This is a genomic window from Williamsia muralis (assembly GCF_051487485.1).
GTDB lineage: Bacteria > Actinomycetota > Actinomycetes > Mycobacteriales > Mycobacteriaceae > Williamsia > Williamsia muralis_B.
This window is the reverse complement of sequence record NZ_JAHVCV010000001.1, coordinates 318,114-335,066: the sequence shown is the minus strand read 5'-3', so window position 1 is coordinate 335,066 and position 16,953 is coordinate 318,114. Positions and strand designations below refer to the sequence as shown.

Here is a 16,953-nt window from a genome sequence, read left to right as displayed (position 1 = left end):
GCTACGCCAGTCGCGCTCGGGCGACACCGCGGTCCACCCACGTCTGGAGTTGCTTTCTGGTCTCGACGCCGTCCGTGGCCACACGGATCCACCCGGCAAGCTCCTTCCCGCGCATCACCATCGGCGACACGTGGGCGCGGCCGAGCAGAGTCGTGGATTCGGCTGGGTCGACCCGGACCATCAGCCCACCCTGCCCGCTGACCGCCACGGCCATGTGACCGTCGATCAGGAACGCCAGACCACCGAACATCCGCTTTTCCGAGACGCCCGCCTCGGGACCCATGAGTTCTCGGACGCGGTCCGCCAGGTGCGTGTCATAGGCCACGGATCAAGTGTGCGACAACCGACTTCATTTTGTGGGGTCGTGGCCCCAATTCATCAGCGAGTAACGCCAGGCGGTGTCGGAGACGTCACCGGAGGGTCGCTGAGCCAGATGTCGATGGACGTAGCCGACAACCTTGCGCATGTGTGCGGCATCGTCATCGGTCAGGTCGCTCTTGGTGGCACGCAGGATCTCCACGATTCGCCGGCCTGACTTGTGGCCGGTCGATTCCCCGCCCGAGCTCTTGTCTCCCACGTCTTTCGACTCGGGGGTGTCGAGGAAGGCCTCGAGTTCGCCGGCCGTCATGTTGACTGCCTCTTTCCAGTCATCCCATACCTCGGCCACGGCGTCGTTCGTCTGCGTACTCATCGGGCGGTCCTTCCCTCGGACATCGAGATCGATACTGAGCTCTACCTCGATGCGGTGGTGTCGAAACCTGGTACAGCTACCCGTGACAGAAGTCCGCCCACCCGTTCCCGCGTACTCGCCTCGCCAGAGGCGGCGCAGCGATGTGAGAACAGGTGGGCGGAGATGCCGATCAGGCTGCGACGGTTGCCCTTTGATCGGCGGCGGGCTCGAGCGCCTGGGCGATGATGTCGGCGACGTCGGTCATCGGCAGCACGGTCAATGCCTCCAACACCTCGGCAGGCACGTCATCCAGATCGGGCTCGTTGCGTTGTGGGATGAAGACCGTGGTCATTCCCGACCGCGCGGCGGCCAGCAGCTTTTGCTTCACGCCACCGATGGGCAGCACCCGTCCGTTGAGGGTGACCTCGCCGGTCATCGCGACGTCGGCCCGCACCTTGCGTCCGGTTGCCATCGACACCAGCGCGGTCACCATCGTGACACCCGCGGACGGACCGTCCTTGGGAGTTGCGCCGGCCGGGACGTGCACGTGGATGCTGCGTTCCAGCGACTTGGGGTCGATGCCGAAATCGGCTGCGTGGGAACGCACGTAGCTCAGCGCGATCTGTGCAGACTCCTTCATCACGTCACCGAGTTGGCCGGTGAGGACCAGTCCTTCGCCATCGGTGGACCCGGCTTCGATGTAGAGCACATCGCCGCCCAGTCCGGTGACCGCCAGCCCGGTTGCCACACCCGGCACGGCCGTGCGCTCTTCGGCATCAGGCGTGAAGCGGGGGCGGCCCAGGTACCCGACCAGGTCGGGCTCGTCGACGCGCACCTTGGCGGAACCGTCTGCGCTTTCGGTGCCGGCCAATGCCGTGGTCACCTTGCGCAGCAGTTTGGCCAGGAGCCGTTCGAACTGTCGCACACCGGGTTCCCGGGTGTAGTCGGCTGCGATCTTGCGTAGCGCCGCGTCTGTCACCTCCACCTCGTCGTCGGTGATGGCCGCCCGTTCCTGCTGTCGCGGGAGTAGGTAGTTGCGTGCGATGGCAACCTTGTCGTCTTCGGTGTAGCCGTCGATGGTCACCAGTTCCATGCGGTCGAGCAGTGCCGACGGGATCTGCTCGATCACGTTGGCGGTGGCCAGGAACACCACATCCGACAGGTCGAGGTCCAGGTCCAGGTAGTGGTCGCGGAAGGTGTGGTTCTGCGCCGGGTCGAGCACCTCGAGCAGTGCGGCACTGGGGTCGCCGCGGTAGTCGGCGCCGACCTTGTCGATCTCGTCCAGCAGCACAACGGGATTCATCGATCCCGCTTCGCCGATGGCGCGCACGATACGTCCGGGCAGAGCGCCGACGTAGGTACGCCGGTGTCCACGTATCTCGGCCTCGTCGCGGACGCCACCGAGGGCGACGCGGACGAACTTTCGGCCGAGGGCGCGGGCAACACTCTCACCCAGCGATGTCTTGCCGACTCCGGGAGGTCCGGCCAGCACCATCACCGCACCCGATCCGCGACCGCCGACGACCTGCAGGCCGCGTTCGGCGCGGCGAGCACGGACCGCCAAGTACTCGACGATGCGGTCCTTCACGTCGTCCAAACCGTGGTGATCGGCGTCGAGGATGGCGCGGGCGCCCTTGATGTCGGTGGGGTCGGTGGTGGTCACATTCCACGGGAGTTCCAGCACCGTATCCAACCAGGTTCGGATCCAGCCTGTTTCGGGGCTCTGGTCGCTGGCGCGCTCCAGCTTGCCGACCTCACGCATCGCGGCTTCGCGCACGTTGTCGGGCAGCTCCGCCGCCTCGACGCGGGCACGGTAGTCGTCGCTGCCGTCGGGTTCGTCCTCGCCCAGCTCCTTACGGATCGCGGCCAGTTGCTGACGCAGCAAGAACTCCTTCTGGGTCTTCTCCATGCCGTCGCGGACCTCGCCGGCGATCTTGTCGTTCACCTCGACTTCGGCCAGGTGGTCGCGGGTCCAGGTGATCAGTGTGGTCAGACGTTCTGCCACGTCGGGAGTTTCGAGCATCTGCCGCTTCTGAACGTCGGTGAGGTACGACGCGTAACCGGCGGTGTCGGCGAGTGCCGACGGGTCGCTCAATTTGTTGACCGAGTCGATGACCTGCCAGGCCTCGCGGCGTTGCAGCATGGCCAGCACGAGCTTCTTGTACTCGGCGGCCAGTTCGCGCACCTCGTCGGTGACCGCGGGTTCGGAGACCGGCTCCACCTCGACCCACAGTGCGGCCCCGGGGCCGGTGGTTCCGGACCCGATGTGGGCGCGTGATTCGCCCTTGAGGACCGCCGCCGATTCGCCACCGGCGAGGCGGCCGAGCTGCACGATGGAAGCGACTACGCCGTAGGCGGGATAACGGTCGTCCAATCGAGGGGCGACCAAAAGTTTGCCCGCCTCCGAGGCCTTCGCGGCGTCGACGGCGGCACGTGCGGCATCGTCCAGTTCGACCGGGACCACCATGCCGGGGAGCAAGACGGGGTCGGTCAGGAACAACACCGGCATGCGATTCAGTTCGCTCATGTTTCCTCCAAAGTTAAGTACTTCGGGCTCAACTTTCCGGTGGTGGTCTTTGTTCCCCCAGGTAGTCGGTGTTCTTCGAGAGCGAAATCGCGATGGCGTTCAGCTGCTCCCGGTTATCAACGCTTCCCGGCGCGAAGGGCTCCGATGGCAGCTTTCAGTCCGCGGCGTGGACTCGCCGCTTCCATGATCGCCGTGCGCGTGTCGACGACTCCGAAGCGGTGCTCGCTGCTGGTCTCCGGGGCGTCATCGGACGACCGAGACAGGAAGCTGTCGGGTAGGGCGAGTTTGTGGATGGTGCGCAAGGCCAGCCAGTACTGTCGCGGCAACGACCCCGTCGTATACGGGAGATCGAACTTGTCGCAGAGGGCCTCGACGCGTTCGGCTATCTCCGGGTAGCGATTGCTCGGCAGATCCGGGAACAGATGGTGCTCGATCTGATAGCAGAGGTTCCCACTCATCAGCGCCATCAACGGCCCGGCTTTGAAGTTGGCGCTGCCGAGCATCTGTCGCAGGTACCACTGCTGCCGTGTCTCCGACTCGTACTCGGCCATCGTGAACTTTTCTGCGCCGTCAGGGAAGTGACCGCAGAAGATGACGGCGTACGCCCAGAGGTTGCGGATCAGATTCGCCGACGCGTTGGCCGTGAGCGTGGTCTTCCACGCCCGTCCGGTCAGGGCAGGAAAGAGGACAAAGTCCTTGCCCATCTGCTTGCCGATCTTTCGCCAGAAGGTGCGACTGGCTTCAGACTTGCCGATTCGGGTGATGTCGGTGCCCGGATGGCGCTCGACGTCCATTCGCTTCTGGGCGTCCAGGTCGTGGCGCGCGATGCCCCATTCGAAAGTGGTCGCAAGGACCACGTTGGCCAGCGGCTGAATCAGATTGACCGGGCGCCAGGCGACGTCGCGGGTCATCCGGAGGATGCCGAAGCCGATGTCGTCATCCATGCCGACGATGTTGGTGTAGAGGTGATGCGAGTAGTTATGGGCCCGCTTCCACTGCGACGACGGGCCGACCTGGTCCCATTCCCATGAGTTGGAGTGGATCTCGGGGTCGTTCATCCAGTCCCACTGTCCGTGGCTGATGTTGTGACCGAGTTCCATGTTCTCGAGGACCTTCGAGCAGGCCAGCATCGACGTCCCCAGCACCCACGCGGGCTTCCGCCGAGATCCCATGAGGACCACACGGGCGCCTATCTCGAGCCCACGTTGCAGGGCGATGACGCGATGTATGTACCGCCAATCGCGCTCACCGCGTTGATCTTCGATGTCGCGTCGGATGGTGTCGAGCTCATTGCTGAGCGAGTCGAGGTCGACGTCGGTGAGATGGGCGTATCGAGCTATGTCGGTGATGGCCACGGGGTGCGCTCCGCTCCGGCGAGTCTCTGTCGGTAAGTCTCGTCGGTGGTGTTCGGACGAGGTCAGGCCCTCGGCGATCGAGGGTAGAGCACGTACAACACTTGAATATCCGGGCAGCGAACTTGTGTGGCGATCCCGCGGGCCGTGGGCGGCGGAACCGGCCCCGGGCCGGCTGGTTTTCTCAGCACTGTTCACGTAACCCGTAAATCAGGTACCTGTCAATCAGAGGCCGCGGCTGTTCGCTGCACGCTGAAACTCGACCACTGCACCGACGTGTATCCGACTGCGAGTCAGATGTCGGGTCGGAGAATGTCCACGGCGTCGTCGAGGACTGCTCGCGCGGCGTCGGCCATTGAGATGTTGTCCCTCTCGGCGCGCTGCGACAGGTGAGTGCTCGCCGCCTGCATCGTTGCTCCTCGGGCCAGCAATACGCCGAGAGCCTGGTCGATGGCCGAACGATCTTCGAGGTCCCGCTGCATGTCGACACCGGGATCATCGTCGGATGGCACTGCGGCCGGCAGCTGGGTGTCCACGCCGATCATCGCCGGATCCGAGTTCATCGCAAAGCTGATGTCGGCAACAAGGTCGACGAATGCGCCGGGCGTCCCGGCCAGCAAGACCAGACGAGATTCGGTGTCGGGCCAGGATTGCCGGCGCAGCGGGATGGATACGGACGTGACTGCCACCACGCCCTGACGGACCGGGACGGCGACCGAGAACGGGCGATGGTCCACCATCACCGTCAACGCAACCGAGACCAGTGAGTCGATGGACTCGGTCAGGGCTTCAACCAGCTCGGCCACGCGCTCGTGTAGATCGGCCGAGGGGTCGTCCAGCCCGGCGGTCAGTGACGCGAGCGCAGCAATCAGCTGAGAATTCGACTTCATGTGTATCCGCGGCGGACCCGACCGCCAGTTGAGTATTTCCTGCACACCGCCAGGGAGGAATGTGATGCCCGCGCCTCCAGCGGGTCGGGACCCGCTCCTGCTGACGTCTGGCGGTTCCGACCCTACGCGTCACACATCCGGCGCGGAACCCCAACTCGTTCATGGCGTGGCCCCGGATATCGGGTCGGTTCTATAGGCCGGAGCGCCGGGCCTGAGCTCGTCGTTTGGCATCGTCAAAGATCGCCTGGGCGACATCGGCCAGCTTCTTGTGGTCCTTCTGGCTCATCTCCCGCAACCTCGCGAACGCCTCGGCGCTGGTGCACCCGCTGCGGCTGACCACGATGCCGATGGCGTGGTCGATGACCTTCCGATTGGTCAGGGCCTTCTGCAGTTGCTCGGAGAGTTGCAGCGCATTCGACAACGCTTGCGCGTTCTGCACGGACACTGCGGCTGGGACAGCGAACAATTCACCGAGGGTGACGGCGCGGTCGTCGAACGCATTCTTCGCACGGGCATACACATTCATCGCGCCGAGCACACCGATGTCGGTCTTGAGTGGGAGCGATAGGACACTGTGCACACCGAGCCGGCCGACGCGGGGCCCGAAACGCGGCCACTGCGCATCCCCACCGAGCGAGCCTGAACGTACGGTCCGCGCGCGCTCGGCAGCAGTGATGCAGGGGCCCTCGCCGAGCGAGTACTGGATGCGGTCCACCGCGACCACAAAATCGTCGCTCGCGACAACCGTGTTCGGGCGATCGCCGTCGAGCAGCGTCAAGCCGGCCCCGTCAGCGCCGGGAATGGCATGTACCGCGAATTCGGCTATGTGCGTGAGGGTTTGAGGAAGCGACAGCGAACTCATCGCCAGCTGCGACAGCGAACTCAGACTGTTGCGGAGATCGTCGACGTCGTCGCCGAAGAGCTCGCCCTCGGTCATGTGCGTCCTCACCTCGGTCATGGACGCATGCATCCTCCGAACAAAGAATGAGACCAGCTTATCGGGCATTGCCAGGCGGGGTCGGCAACGTCACGGTTGCAGGCCTGACCACCCCACCCGCTTGACCACCCCACCCGCCCGCTCGAATTCGCGCCGCTTGCCTACGCACGCGCCAGTTGCAACGAGCGCGTATGCCGGTAGGCGGCGCGAACTCTAGGTATCCGGCTGTCCACCAGGGGTTGTCGGAGTCGGTGTGAGGAGATTCCGGATGCTGGAACCAAGGTACCGTCGAAAGACTCTTTCTGGTTCACGCCAGTCGAGATGATGATTGACCTCGAGGGCAACGATGCCGTGAAACGCTCCCCACCATCCGAGAAAGTCGTCGAGGAGATCGCCGTCGGCCTCCAGCTCGACCAGGGAGCATCCACGGGCCTCGGCGTAGTGGATAGCGATCGGTCGCAGAACATCGGTTTGCGCGGGCACTGTCGGACCATCGGGGGGAGCGGCGTACCCGCGGATCTGGTCGAAGAAGATGAGATTGAACTGGCGAGGATGCTCGATCGCCCAGGCCCGGTAGGCAACTGGCCCCGTTTCCAGGCGCTGCTCGAGCGCCGATCCGGCCGACTCGGCCAATGCAGCAGTGATGTTGGCCTCGAGCGACTTATAGCTCTGGACGATCAACTCGGTCAGCAACTCGGACAGGCTCGGGAAGTAGGTGTAGAGCGCGGGTGCGCTCATTCCGACCTCGCGAGCGATCCCGCGGAGCGTGACCGCGCTCAGCCCACCGTCCTCGAGTCGCCGCCGCGCTTCAGCGACGATGTCCTGCTTGAGTTCTCGACGCTGCCTATCGCGTCGGCTTTCCTTTGCCACAGGAAACACGCTACTCTTAACACCGTTAAGATGTCGAGCAGCGTTAAGGAAAGAGTCATTGTGAATCGCACTGTGGGAGTGACGCTCGATTGCGTCGACGTGAAGACTGCGGCCTTGTTCTGGAAAGCCGCTCTCGAATACGACGAACCCACCCCTTGGACAGACGGTGCGCAGTTCCATGCGCTCGTGTCGCCGAACGGAGGCCTGCATCACCTCACGCTGCAACGCGTGGCGGAAGCGAAAGCAGGCAAAAACCGGGTCCACCTGGACATTTTCGTGGATGATCTCGACTCGGAAGTTGCCCGACTGGTTGGCCTCGGTGCGAGAACACTGGAGGAACACGACGACGAAGGCGGGTACCGAACCGTGATTCTGACCGACCCGTTGGGCAACGAATTCTGTCTCGTCCAGCGCTGAGTAGTTCAGGGCAGCACGATGACCTTCCCTGCGATCCGTCCGCCGACTGCTTCCTTGTGGAGGTCGGGCAGTTCGGTGAGGGGTATCCGCCGCGTGACCTCGATGGTGAGTGCGCCGGCGTCGACCAGGGACACGATCTCGATGAGACGCGAGCGGTTCGGTTGGACAAACACGGTGGCGGCCCGCACATTTCGGGAGCTGTCGTCGGGAGTCGCCATGAAAGCGGTGGTGCTGACAACCACGCCACCATCCCGAACGGCCTTGACGAGGGTGGCGAACTGCTCCGGTTCGATGGGGGCGAGGTTGAGCAGTACGTCGACTTGCCCGTCGAGGGCATCGAGTAGTGCGGTGGTCGTGTGATCGATGATGTGGTCGGCGCCCGCGGCGCGGACAGCGTCGATACTGCGTGGACTGGCAGTTGCGATGACGTGCACGCCGGCGCGTTTCGCCAGTTGAACGGCGTACTTACCGACCACGCCTCCGGCCCCAACGATCAGCACGCGCTGTCCGCTGGCTAGCTGTCCGTCGTCGAACAGCGCCTGCCATGCAGTCAGCGCGACAGACGGTAGGGCCGCGGCGTCGTCCAACGGGACGGTGGTGGGGGCGTGCACCAGTGCCTGGGCTGGGGCGGTGACGTACTCGGCTGCGCCACCGTCGTGTTCCATCGGCAGAAACCCGATGACATTGTCGCCGACTGCGAGGTCGTCCACTCCCTCGCCCAGCGCATCCACCGTGCCCGAAACGTCATATCCGGGTATGTGCGGCAACACAATTGGGATGGGCAGGAATCCAGCCCGCATACCGTTGTCCGCTGCGTTGTACGCCGACGCTGCCACACGCACGCGGACCTGTCCCGCGGCCGGCGTCGGCTGCTCGACCTCTCCGTAGTGGAGGACTTCGGGACCGCCGACTTCGTGGAACCGTACTGCCTTCATGGTGACTCCTTCGTTTAGATGCTTCGAATGTGAAGCACTTAGCCAAACGTAGCAGTGCTTTGAAATCGAAGCAACAGGTAAGCTGTCGACGTGACCGAACGCAGAGAACAACAAGGTCTGAGCGCCGTCGAGCTCGGCGCGTACCTCGCGCTGATCGAGACGAGCAGCCTGGTGCGGCATGCAGTGGAGCAGCAGTTGCAGGAGGCGGGCGGCCTCAGCTACGTGCAGTTTCAGTTACTCGCATCGCTTGGCGACGCACCTACGGGCAGTCGCCGGATGACGGAATTGGCCGACGGCGTGGTGTACAGCAGGAGCGGGCTGACCTACCAAGTGGGGCTTCTCGAGCGCGCCGGACTGGTGACGCGTAGCCCCTCTGAGGAAGATGAACGCGGGATCACCGTCACCGTGACCGAGGCCGGCCGCCGAGTACTCGCGGCCGTGTTCCCAGGACACATCGGGATTGTCCGGCAATTACTCTTCGACGCTCTTGATCAGGACGACATCGACTACCTCGCCCGCGTACTCGCCAAAGCCCGTGACCACATGCGAACCATCCCCCCTCGCTCGGCCAAACCCCGCCGCGCGGGCAAGCGTCGGGCAGAGTGAAGCGCGAACCACGCAGGGTCTCTTCACAATGCGAGTTCGCCGGGTAAAACGCTTTGATCGACGAACAGTTTCTCGGGGTCAGGTTGAGGGTAAACCTGGATGTGCTTGCAGCCCACCGTTCGTAGGGTGATTTTCATGCGAACACACACGTCGACGGCACAGACCGACGTCGCCTCGGTAGCCTTCGGCATCGCTGCTGCCGCCGGTCTACTGCACGCGGTGGCGAGTCTGTACTGGGCCGCCGGCGGCCGTTGGCAACTCGAGTCAGTAGGAGAGTGGGCTGTTGAGCTCGCGCGCGAGAACCCGGTCAAAGTCGGTCTGGCCCTGGCTCTCATCGCGCTGGCAAAAGCGGTCGCCGCTGTCGTGCCGATGGTCAATGAGCGGCGAAAGAGCCGGGTCTATCGACCGATTCGATGGTGTGGGTGGTCAGGCGGTGTCGTTCTGGTGGTGTGGGGAGGGGTCTCGTCGTTGTCGGCGTGCGCGGTGCTCGCCGGCCTCGTCTCGCCCAGCAACGGATACAACCGGACCACCATGATCGGACACGCCTTCATATGGGATCCGCTGTTTGTGGTGTGGGGTGCCGCGCTACTGACGGGGCTGTGGCTCACCAGGCCCGCACGCGCTCTGATGAGCTCGGCCGTTTAGCGCAACGAAACCGCGGAAGTCAGCACACGATGTCGGGTCGTTTGTCAGCGATAATCATTCGCGATGAGCGCGATGTTCAGCGACGATGAAACTAGTGGAACCTGATGAAGTACCCGACGATTGGCGCCCAACGGTCGCGGACGGCCCAATCAACCTTGTCGTGGATGGAGAACTGTTCCAGGTAACGATCGCGTCAGACGGTGGTAGCCGATACACCTGGATAAGCGGTCCCAATCCTGGTTATGGGTTCCAGTCCGGCGCACCGAGTGTTGCATGGAGGACCGGCAATCGGCTTCCAACGGCACCGCTCCCGATCCCGTTACCGACCGTTCGCTATCACCGCACGTGTATCAGCGGGTTTCTCGCGGAGATAGATCCTGAGACCGGCTACATGTCCGAGGCGCCTTTTGATGATCCGTGACGAAATCTGTTGCGGCGAAGCTCATCGCGGGCGACTCGGTCGCCGTCAGGATTGACCGCCCACGTGGCTAGCGTGCACGTGATGGCGGCGAAGGGCGAAACCGCACGGCTTCCGGACAGCCGAGCGCGGTGAGGTGTCGGCTTTGGATGGGAGGTGAAACAGAATGTGCCGCGATTGTCTACGCCGGGGAGCTTGATTGTGTCGATTGCAGCTGCTCAGGCCGGCGGTGCGGATTCCGTGTTGCGATACTGGGTTGGTGATGACTCGCGATGAGATGATCGACACGTATGTGGCGTACTTGGACGCGTGTAATCGCCGGGCGTGGAACGAGCTTGGCGCATTCGTCGCGGATTCTGTAATGGTCAACGGTGAAGAGTTGACGCGACGTGAGTACGTAGCGCAGGTCACGGCAACCATCGAGGTCTTTCCGGACTATCGGTGGGAGCTCCGTCGTGCCATCGTCGAGGGTGAGTGGCTTGCTGTTCATCTACTCGATACGGGCACCCGAGCCAAGCCATTCCTCAATGCGCCCGGGGATGGCGCCCGCGTCGCCACCGATGAACTCGACATGTATCGCGTGGTCGAAGGTCTGATCTGCGAAGTCGTGGGGACGGTCGACAATGCTCGACTCGCGCACGTCTCCTGATCAGAACCCCCACAGTCGTCATCGCACTACCAAACCCTGTCACCCGAAAATTGAGGTCAGGGCGGGCGCTACGTCGTGATGGTCTCGGATCACTCGGCATCGTCCGCGGCCGACGATCCCCAAATCACGTCCGAGGTCCAGATCGTGTTCGCCTGAGGTGTCGAGCAGTACGTCGAGCCGCGACAACCGTGCTGCGACACCACGGGGATCTGGCCCGGCGTTGTGTACGCAGTCGCTGAGCAGCAGCACCCTTGCATCAGCCGGTGGCACGCCGGCAAGTTCACGCGCCGCGACCTCCAGTGCGAACGCGACGTTGGTCAGTCCTTGCGCCGGCAGGGTCAGCAGCTGGTCGAGCACGGTCTCGGGACCCACTCGTTCCCCCAGCCGAACCAGAATCGCGGCATCAGACCAAAAGGCCACCACTGCAACGTCATCGCGCGCCAGTTCACTAACCATTGCGCCGACGGTGGCCGCCGCGGTCCTCACTTGCTCACCCTTGGTCGAGCCGGAGATATCGACGACAAGGACGATGGACCGTCGGTTACGGACCCGCTCCCGGACGAGAATGTCGTCGTCGGTCGGCAACGGGTTACCGGCAATCGCTTCCAGGGTTGCGTCGAGATCGAGTTCGTCGGTCCCACCGCGCCAGCGCATGGTGGTGAGGGTGCCTGCACTGGCGCGCCGCGCACGGCGTTGCCGCAGTGGTTGCGTCAGTGCGAGTTTGCGCGCGATCTGCCGTGCGCGTCGGCGCACGGCCTCGTCGACGACGAGGGTGGCGTCCGCAGTCGTGAGGTCACCGTCGTCGTCCGTTTCACCCGGTGCCGACGACCCCGGCAATTGCATCGGCTTTCCCGAGGGACCTCCCTTGGGGATCAGCGTGAATCCGCCACGACCAGCGGCCGCAGGCTTGAGCAGTTCTGGTTCTTCGTCGAGTTGCTTCGGGTTGCGTCGCAACGGCTTCATGTGAGCGCGGTCGTGTCCGGCACCTTTTCTCGGTCTCGACAAAGGGCTGTCGGCCGGTACTGCTCTTCAACCGGGTTCGGCAGCGGCCGGCGAAAGGATGAAGTGGTCCTGCCAGATTTGGTGCAGTACCGCTTCGGGTGTCTCGAATACCGTGTCGTCGAGATGGATTCGACCGGACAGCGCCACCATCATGGCGTCGAGCACCACGCTCGTGTAGTCAGTGGGTAATCCGCGCGGTGGCTTCACCGAATCAGCGGCAGGCAGCTCCACGCCTCGCATCTGAGCGAGCTGCGCCACCATCAGCGCGACGTCGATGGCACCCCGGACGCTACTTCCCTGACGGATGGCGTCGCGCTCTCGCGTCGCCCTGGTCACCGCGACGGCATCGGCTACGACGCGGGACGATTCGACTTCAGTTCGACGGGTGACGATTTCCCGTTCTGCCTCCGCATCCTGGTAGGTGATCACGAGTCGGCACATCCGGTCGTGGACGGACGTCGACAGCCTCGTGGTGCCGATGTTGTCGTAAGGATTCATCGACGCGACAATGCGGAACGTCGGAAGCGCTGTGACGCTACCGACCCGCGGCACGGTGATCACCCGCTCCGCCATCGCGGTGAGGAGCGTGTTCAACGTGTCCTCCGGCGCCCGATTGAACTCCTCGATGTAGAGAAAGCCGCCGGAGCGCATCGCCTCTATCAACGGGCCCTCGACAAAGTTGTCCGCCGTGTAGTCCTCCTTGAGCACCCGGGCCGGATTGTGGTGACCCACAAGTCGGCTCGGGGTCAGGTCCGCATTGCCCTCGACGAACACCAACGGGATGCCCCATTCCGACGTGATTGCACGCAGGAGGGTCGACTTGGATGTACCGGGTGGGCCCTCGAGCATCAGGTCACGCCCGGCGGCTACCGCGGCGAGCAGGAGGTCGGTCTCCCGCTCACGTCCAACCACCTTGTGCGCGATATGCGACCGCACCTGCGACAGTGACGCCGCTTGGACCACCGAGCAGTTGTTCTGCACGCCCTAAAGTCTCCCGCCTGCGTCGACAACATGAGTGGTTCCGGTTACGTATCGGCCGTCATCGGACACCAGATAGAGGATCGCGTTGGAGATGTCGATCGGTTCGACCATCGAGACCGGAAGCCGGTTCATCTGGGAAGCAGCCTCTTCGAAGTCGGCACGGGTCGGATTCTCGAGATCGGGCCGGAACAACCTATAGGTCGGCTCGTTGAGGATCATCGGCGTGGCGACAGTCGTCGGATGAATGCTATTCACCCGAATACTCTGCGGCCCGAGCTCTTTGGCCAGCACACTCATGAGCCCGACAAGTCCGGACTTGGCCGCCGAGTAGTGGGCGATGTTCTCGTTGACGATGACCGACGCCAGTGAACTGGTGATGACGATGGAACCGCCGCGACCCCCGGCAACGATGTGGGGGGCGGCCGCACGAATTGTCTTCCACACTCCGGTGAGGTTGATGTCGATCATGGTCTGCCACATCTCTTCATCCATCTCGAGCGCGGGCGCCATACTGTTGATCCCCGCGTTCGCGATCACGATGTCGAGGCGACCAAGGGCCGCCACCCCGTCGTCGGCAGCCTTTTTCAGGGCCGCGAGGTCGCGGACATCGACCTCCGACGCGACGATCCTGCGATCGAGCGCCTCGACGTCCTTGACCGTCTGCTCCAGATCCGCAGCGGAGGCGGTGTCGTAGGGGACTGTGGCGACCTGTTTGGCGGTGTCCACCGCGATGATGTCCGCGCCCTCCTGCGCAAGGCGGACTGCGTGACTGCGCCCTTGACCTCGCGCGGCGCCGGTGATGAAGGCGACCTTGCCCTCGAGTTTGCCCATGTCGACCACTCCCGTTCCATTGTGACCCAGCTCTCACATCGAGGTTATGTCACCTAGTGCCAGAACGCCAGCATCGACTTCCGCCGGACGTGCACAGCGACGGACGGAGGTGAGACGATAGTCAGATGGCAGACGGGGAGGTCCGCGCCGCGGTGACCGACACAGTTGATCGAGGCGGCCGTCCTGCCGCGACCAGCGCGCACGAGCTGGCAGCTGCGGCCCAGAAGTTATTCATAGCGCAAGGCTTCGAGCAGACCAGCGTGGAGGACATTGCGACGGCAGTAGGGGTCAGTCGCCGCACGTTCTTTCGCTACTTCGCGACGAAGGCCGATGTGCTGTGGGTCGAGTCTGACACCGAGTTCGCCCGCCTCACGGCGTTTCTGGCTGCTGATGACGGTACAGCCGCACCGCGCGACGTCGTAGAGGCCGCGATAGTCTCTGCCCTCGCCTTTCGGCCAGAGGACGAGGAATGGGCGCGCCACCGTGCCCAGTTGGTCTTGACGGTGCCCGCGGTGCAGTCCCATGTTTCGGTGTTGTACCGACAGTGGCGCGAGGCGGTTTCCGATTTCATCCGCTGTCGCGGAATTTGGCGCAGCGACGAACTATTCGCAGTCGCCTTCGCGCACTCCACCACGGCCGCCATCATGACCGGCCATGAGTACTGGGTGTCGCATCCGGAAACGACGCTGCCGCAATGTCTTCGATCGTCAATCCGGCTTCTCGTACCCAGCGGCCCGCCGGCTTCCTGAGAAGATTGCCGCGGCGACGCGATCTCTACCTAACGACCGCGCAATACCTGCTGATCAGTAGCGACGGTAGCCGCCGGGTCACCGACCGCGTCGAGAGACGGGCGTAACGCGAGCGACCGGAGACGGCCAGTTAACCAAACTCGTCGACGCTCGGTCTACAGCGCGAGCATCTCCCGGTTAGCTGAGCGACCGCAATTGCCGACCCACGAGACTCGGCGCCGCTCGGTCTGCAGAGCGCGCAACTGCCAGTACAGCGAGCGACCGAGATAGCCAACCCAACAAACTCGCCCACGCTTGAAACTTCGCGTGTGAGTCCGAACTGGATCGAAGCTGATTCTCGTAAGACCACCGCCTGGCATTTTCCGACGTCCTCAACTTCACACCCTTCTCCCTCGTTTCCCTTTTATGCCTGCTCAACTGGCGTACGGTCAGCTGGACCGACGGCCGAGGGATCCGGTTTCTGCACGCGCGAGTCCGCAGCGAACGCCCACCTGCTCAGGGGATCGAACTGTGCGAATGAGGAGACCGAGATGTCAATCAGAAGCCGTCAGAGACATGCGACGTGTCTGATCGCCGCCGTCAGTGTTGTGGCGCTCGTCGGCTCAGCGTGCGCCGAGTCAACCGGGTCATCCGACTCAACCGAATCGGCCTCGCCGCGCAGCGGGGAGTCGCTGCGCATCGTGCTGGGTTCGAGTCCGCAGGCGTCGCAGATCCCGTTGGTCTACGGCGTGGGCCACAACGCAAGTGACCTCGGGTTGGACATCAGCGTCGAGCAGAACGTCACGATATTGGATACCCACACCGACGCGGTGAAGACCATGCTCGACGGCGATGCCCAGGTCATGGCTACGTCGTTCTCCGCGATCCTCGATGTGCGGGAGCAAGGCGAGGACATGAAGATGTTCTGCCCGTACGTCAGCATGGACGACTTCGTCCTGGCCGGCGCCAACGGTGTGAACACCGCCGGTCAGCTGTTCGAACCGTCGACCCGGGTCGGCATCGACAGCCCGGGTGGCGCTGGAGCCATCGTCCTCAATGCGATGTTGAGTGGCGTCGGCGAGCCCCGCGACGTCCACGAGATCCCCAACCAACAGATCATCGAAAGCTCAAGCGCGCGAACGGAAGCGTGGGTCGCGGGCGAGCTCGATGCAACGGTGATCCACGATACCCAGTACGACAGCGCCCAATCGACGGTGAACCAGCCAGTGCTGATCGCCACGCTCTACAACAACGCGCCCGGCTTCATCAAGGTGGCTCAGGCCGCCCGGGCGGATTGGCTTGTACAGAATCGCGAACTCGCCGCCACCTACTGCGCCACCACACTGCGCGCGATGAAGACGCTGAAAAGCGACTTCGCCTTGTTCCAGGCCGCGGTCGGCGAGTACGTCGAAACACCTCCCTCAGAAGAATCTCTCCGAGAGCTATTCGACCTCATTCAGAGGTACCCGTTCTGGACGGATGCCGGCGGGCTCACGGACGACAGCGTGAAGTTCATGATCGACATCGCGAGCGAGTCGGGCGTGGTGACCCAACAGATGAATGCTGCCGACATCGTCGACCGTGAGACGCTGCGCCGGGCCGTCGAACTCGCGAACATGCCGACCGGATAGTCACTGCCTGGGCCAACTGTCTCCCAGGCTGAAGAGTCGAAACAGCGTAGCCGCCGATCACGCCGATCCGCCCTCAAGACCAGCTGATCTCGCCGTCCCGGTCAACGAATCGACCCGATCCATGGCCGGGCCCCTCGGTGGCGAGACTGACGATCGCGTCGGTGCCTTCGGTGACGGTCTGATGACCGGAGTGGCCGTTGAAATCCGTTGCGGTGTAACCGGGGTCGGCAGCGTTGATGCGGATACCGACAAGCGCTTTTGCGTACTGGGTGGTGAGCATGGTCAGCGCGGCCTTCGAGGCCGTGTAGATCGGGGCCACCACGTGGGACTCCGGACGGCTCGGATCATGCGTCGCGGCAAGCGATCCCATCCCACTGCTCACATTGATGACCACAGGATCATCAGACCGCTTCAGGAGGGGAAGGAAGGCTGTGGTGGTCCGGACGACACCGGCGACGTTCACATCGAGAACGCCGAGTACATCAGAACCGGTCAAGTCACTCGGGTCGCCCATCGGACCCGCGACGCCGGCGTTGTTGATGAGGACGTCGATCGACCCCTCGTGTTGTGCGACATTGTCTGCAGCTGCGGCCACCGATAGTTCATCGGTGACATCTATCTGGACGAAACGGGCTCCGAGCGCTTCAGCAGCCGCAGCACCTGCACGGCTGTCGCGGGCTCCGATCAAAACGGTGTGGCCCTGTTCGATGAGGCGTCGAGCGGTCTCGTGTCCCAAGCCCTTGTTGGCTCCGGTGATGAATGTGATTGTCATGCATTCATCCTGTGCCCGGCTGAGACAGCTCACCAGAGACGGTTTGACGGTAGGACAACGAGTACCACCTTCGACTCGTGCCGGCGGTGCAC

General features: G+C 63.6%; 18 protein-coding genes. 6 read left to right on the top strand and 12 right to left on the bottom strand.

Annotated elements, in window-relative coordinates; genetic code table 11:
- Position 1: 1 nt before the first annotated feature.
- From KXR83_RS01685 to KXR83_RS01655, 7 genes are all read right to left on the bottom strand, one after another.
- Complete coding sequence (locus KXR83_RS01685; RefSeq protein ID WP_437423308.1) at positions 2-325, bottom strand: TfoX/Sxy family protein; 324 nt, start codon at positions 323-325, stop codon at positions 2-4.
- A 24-nt stretch (positions 326-349) separates the two neighbouring features.
- Complete coding sequence (locus tag KXR83_RS01680) at positions 350-691, bottom strand: DUF3140 domain-containing protein (protein WP_437423307.1); 342 nt, start codon at positions 689-691, stop codon at positions 350-352.
- A 169-nt stretch (positions 692-860) separates the two neighbouring features.
- Positions 861-3,197, bottom strand: coding sequence for an endopeptidase La (gene lon, locus KXR83_RS01675; protein ID WP_437423306.1), 2,337 nt, complete (start codon positions 3,195-3,197; stop codon positions 861-863).
- Positions 3,198-3,313: 116 nt separating this feature from the next.
- On the bottom strand, positions 3,314-4,552 hold the full coding sequence (locus KXR83_RS01670; RefSeq protein ID WP_437423305.1) for a fatty acid desaturase family protein: 1,239 nt from the start codon (positions 4,550-4,552) through the stop codon (positions 3,314-3,316).
- A 290-nt stretch (positions 4,553-4,842) separates the two neighbouring features.
- A complete protein-coding gene (locus KXR83_RS01665) occupies positions 4,843-5,439 on the bottom strand; it encodes an ANTAR domain-containing protein (protein WP_437423304.1) in 597 nt (198 codons plus the stop codon).
- A 190-nt stretch (positions 5,440-5,629) separates the two neighbouring features.
- Positions 5,630-6,397: an ANTAR domain-containing protein gene (locus KXR83_RS01660; protein ID WP_437423303.1), complete on the bottom strand. Its 768-nt coding sequence runs from the start codon at positions 6,395-6,397 to the stop codon at positions 5,630-5,632.
- 192 nt (positions 6,398-6,589) lie between these two features.
- The gene (locus tag KXR83_RS01655) at positions 6,590-7,246 is read right to left on the bottom strand and encodes a TetR/AcrR family transcriptional regulator (RefSeq protein ID WP_437423302.1); all 657 of its coding nucleotides are present in this window, start codon (positions 7,244-7,246) and stop codon (positions 6,590-6,592) included.
- Between the two features lie 60 nt (positions 7,247-7,306).
- Between KXR83_RS01655 and KXR83_RS01650 the strand changes: the two genes are divergently transcribed.
- Positions 7,307-7,663 carry a VOC family protein gene (locus KXR83_RS01650; RefSeq protein WP_437423301.1) on the top strand — a complete coding sequence of 119 codons (357 nt, stop codon included), beginning with the start codon at positions 7,307-7,309 and terminating at the stop codon, positions 7,661-7,663.
- A 5-nt stretch (positions 7,664-7,668) separates the two neighbouring features.
- Here the strand turns inward: KXR83_RS01650 and KXR83_RS01645 are convergent, their stop codons facing one another.
- Entirely contained in the window at positions 7,669-8,598 is a 930-nt protein-coding gene (locus KXR83_RS01645) for an NADP-dependent oxidoreductase (protein ID WP_437423300.1), read from the bottom strand.
- Positions 8,599-8,688: 90 nt separating this feature from the next.
- Between KXR83_RS01645 and KXR83_RS01640 the strand changes: the two genes are divergently transcribed.
- The 3 genes from KXR83_RS01640 (at position 8,689) to KXR83_RS01630 (ending at position 10,916) form a co-directional block, all read left to right on the top strand.
- Positions 8,689-9,204, top strand: a complete 516-nt coding sequence (locus tag KXR83_RS01640; RefSeq protein WP_437423299.1) for a MarR family winged helix-turn-helix transcriptional regulator — start codon at positions 8,689-8,691, stop codon at positions 9,202-9,204.
- Positions 9,205-9,339: 135 nt separating this feature from the next.
- Positions 9,340-9,849, top strand: a complete 510-nt coding sequence (locus KXR83_RS01635) for a DUF3995 domain-containing protein (protein WP_437423298.1) — start codon at positions 9,340-9,342, stop codon at positions 9,847-9,849.
- Positions 9,850-10,529: 680 nt separating this feature from the next.
- Positions 10,530-10,916, top strand: a complete 387-nt coding sequence (locus KXR83_RS01630; RefSeq protein ID WP_437423592.1) for an ester cyclase — start codon at positions 10,530-10,532, stop codon at positions 10,914-10,916.
- Between the two features lie 39 nt (positions 10,917-10,955).
- Here KXR83_RS01630 and KXR83_RS01625 read toward each other — a convergent pair whose 3' ends face one another.
- From KXR83_RS01625 to KXR83_RS01615, 3 genes are all read right to left on the bottom strand, one after another.
- Positions 10,956-11,879, bottom strand: coding sequence for a vWA domain-containing protein (locus KXR83_RS01625; RefSeq protein WP_437423297.1), 924 nt, complete (start codon positions 11,877-11,879; stop codon positions 10,956-10,958).
- A 66-nt stretch (positions 11,880-11,945) separates the two neighbouring features.
- Positions 11,946-12,881: an AAA family ATPase gene (locus KXR83_RS01620; RefSeq protein WP_437423591.1), complete on the bottom strand. Its 936-nt coding sequence runs from the start codon at positions 12,879-12,881 to the stop codon at positions 11,946-11,948.
- Between the two features lie 21 nt (positions 12,882-12,902).
- Complete coding sequence (locus KXR83_RS01615; protein ID WP_437423296.1) at positions 12,903-13,730, bottom strand: mycofactocin-coupled SDR family oxidoreductase; 828 nt, start codon at positions 13,728-13,730, stop codon at positions 12,903-12,905.
- A 125-nt stretch (positions 13,731-13,855) separates the two neighbouring features.
- Between KXR83_RS01615 and KXR83_RS01610 the strand changes: the two genes are divergently transcribed.
- Positions 13,856-14,479, top strand: coding sequence for an acyl-CoA-like ligand-binding transcription factor (locus tag KXR83_RS01610; RefSeq protein ID WP_437423295.1), 624 nt, complete (start codon positions 13,856-13,858; stop codon positions 14,477-14,479).
- 530 nt (positions 14,480-15,009) lie between these two features.
- Positions 15,010-16,089 carry an ABC transporter substrate-binding protein gene (locus KXR83_RS01605; protein ID WP_437423294.1) on the top strand — a complete coding sequence of 360 codons (1,080 nt, stop codon included), beginning with the start codon at positions 15,010-15,012 and terminating at the stop codon, positions 16,087-16,089.
- A 73-nt stretch (positions 16,090-16,162) separates the two neighbouring features.
- Here the strand turns inward: KXR83_RS01605 and KXR83_RS01600 are convergent, their stop codons facing one another.
- Positions 16,163-16,861 (bottom strand): SDR family NAD(P)-dependent oxidoreductase, encoded by a 699-nt coding sequence (locus tag KXR83_RS01600; protein ID WP_437423293.1) that lies wholly within the window; start codon positions 16,859-16,861, stop codon positions 16,163-16,165.
- Positions 16,862-16,953 lie beyond the last annotated feature (92 nt).

What these genes read in the sequence shown, in the direction of transcription:
- KXR83_RS01680 (WP_437423307.1), bottom strand. Translation starts at nt 691, where the DNA reads ATGAGTACGCAGACGAACGACGCCGTGGCCGAGGTATGGGATGACTGG.
- lon (WP_437423306.1), bottom strand. Translation starts at nt 3,197, where the DNA reads ATGAGCGAACTGAATCGCATGCCGGTGTTGTTCCTGACCGACCCCGTC.
- KXR83_RS01665 (WP_437423304.1), bottom strand. Translation starts at nt 5,439, where the DNA reads ATGAAGTCGAATTCTCAGCTGATTGCTGCGCTCGCGTCACTGACCGCC.
- KXR83_RS01660 (WP_437423303.1), bottom strand. Translation starts at nt 6,397, where the DNA reads ATGACCGAGGTGAGGACGCACATGACCGAGGGCGAGCTCTTCGGCGAC.
- KXR83_RS01645 (WP_437423300.1), bottom strand. Translation starts at nt 8,598, where the DNA reads ATGAAGGCAGTACGGTTCCACGAAGTCGGCGGTCCCGAAGTCCTCCAC.
- KXR83_RS01635 (WP_437423298.1), top strand. Translation starts at nt 9,340, where the DNA reads ATGCGAACACACACGTCGACGGCACAGACCGACGTCGCCTCGGTAGCC.
- KXR83_RS01630 (WP_437423592.1), top strand. Translation starts at nt 10,530, where the DNA reads ATGACTCGCGATGAGATGATCGACACGTATGTGGCGTACTTGGACGCG.
- KXR83_RS01625 (WP_437423297.1), bottom strand. Translation starts at nt 11,879, where the DNA reads ATGAAGCCGTTGCGACGCAACCCGAAGCAACTCGACGAAGAACCAGAA.
- KXR83_RS01615 (WP_437423296.1), bottom strand. Translation starts at nt 13,730, where the DNA reads ATGGGCAAACTCGAGGGCAAGGTCGCCTTCATCACCGGCGCCGCGCGA.
- KXR83_RS01610 (WP_437423295.1), top strand. Translation starts at nt 13,856, where the DNA reads ATGGCAGACGGGGAGGTCCGCGCCGCGGTGACCGACACAGTTGATCGA.
- KXR83_RS01605 (WP_437423294.1), top strand. Translation starts at nt 15,010, where the DNA reads ATGTCAATCAGAAGCCGTCAGAGACATGCGACGTGTCTGATCGCCGCC.
- KXR83_RS01600 (WP_437423293.1), bottom strand. Translation starts at nt 16,861, where the DNA reads ATGACAATCACATTCATCACCGGAGCCAACAAGGGCTTGGGACACGAG.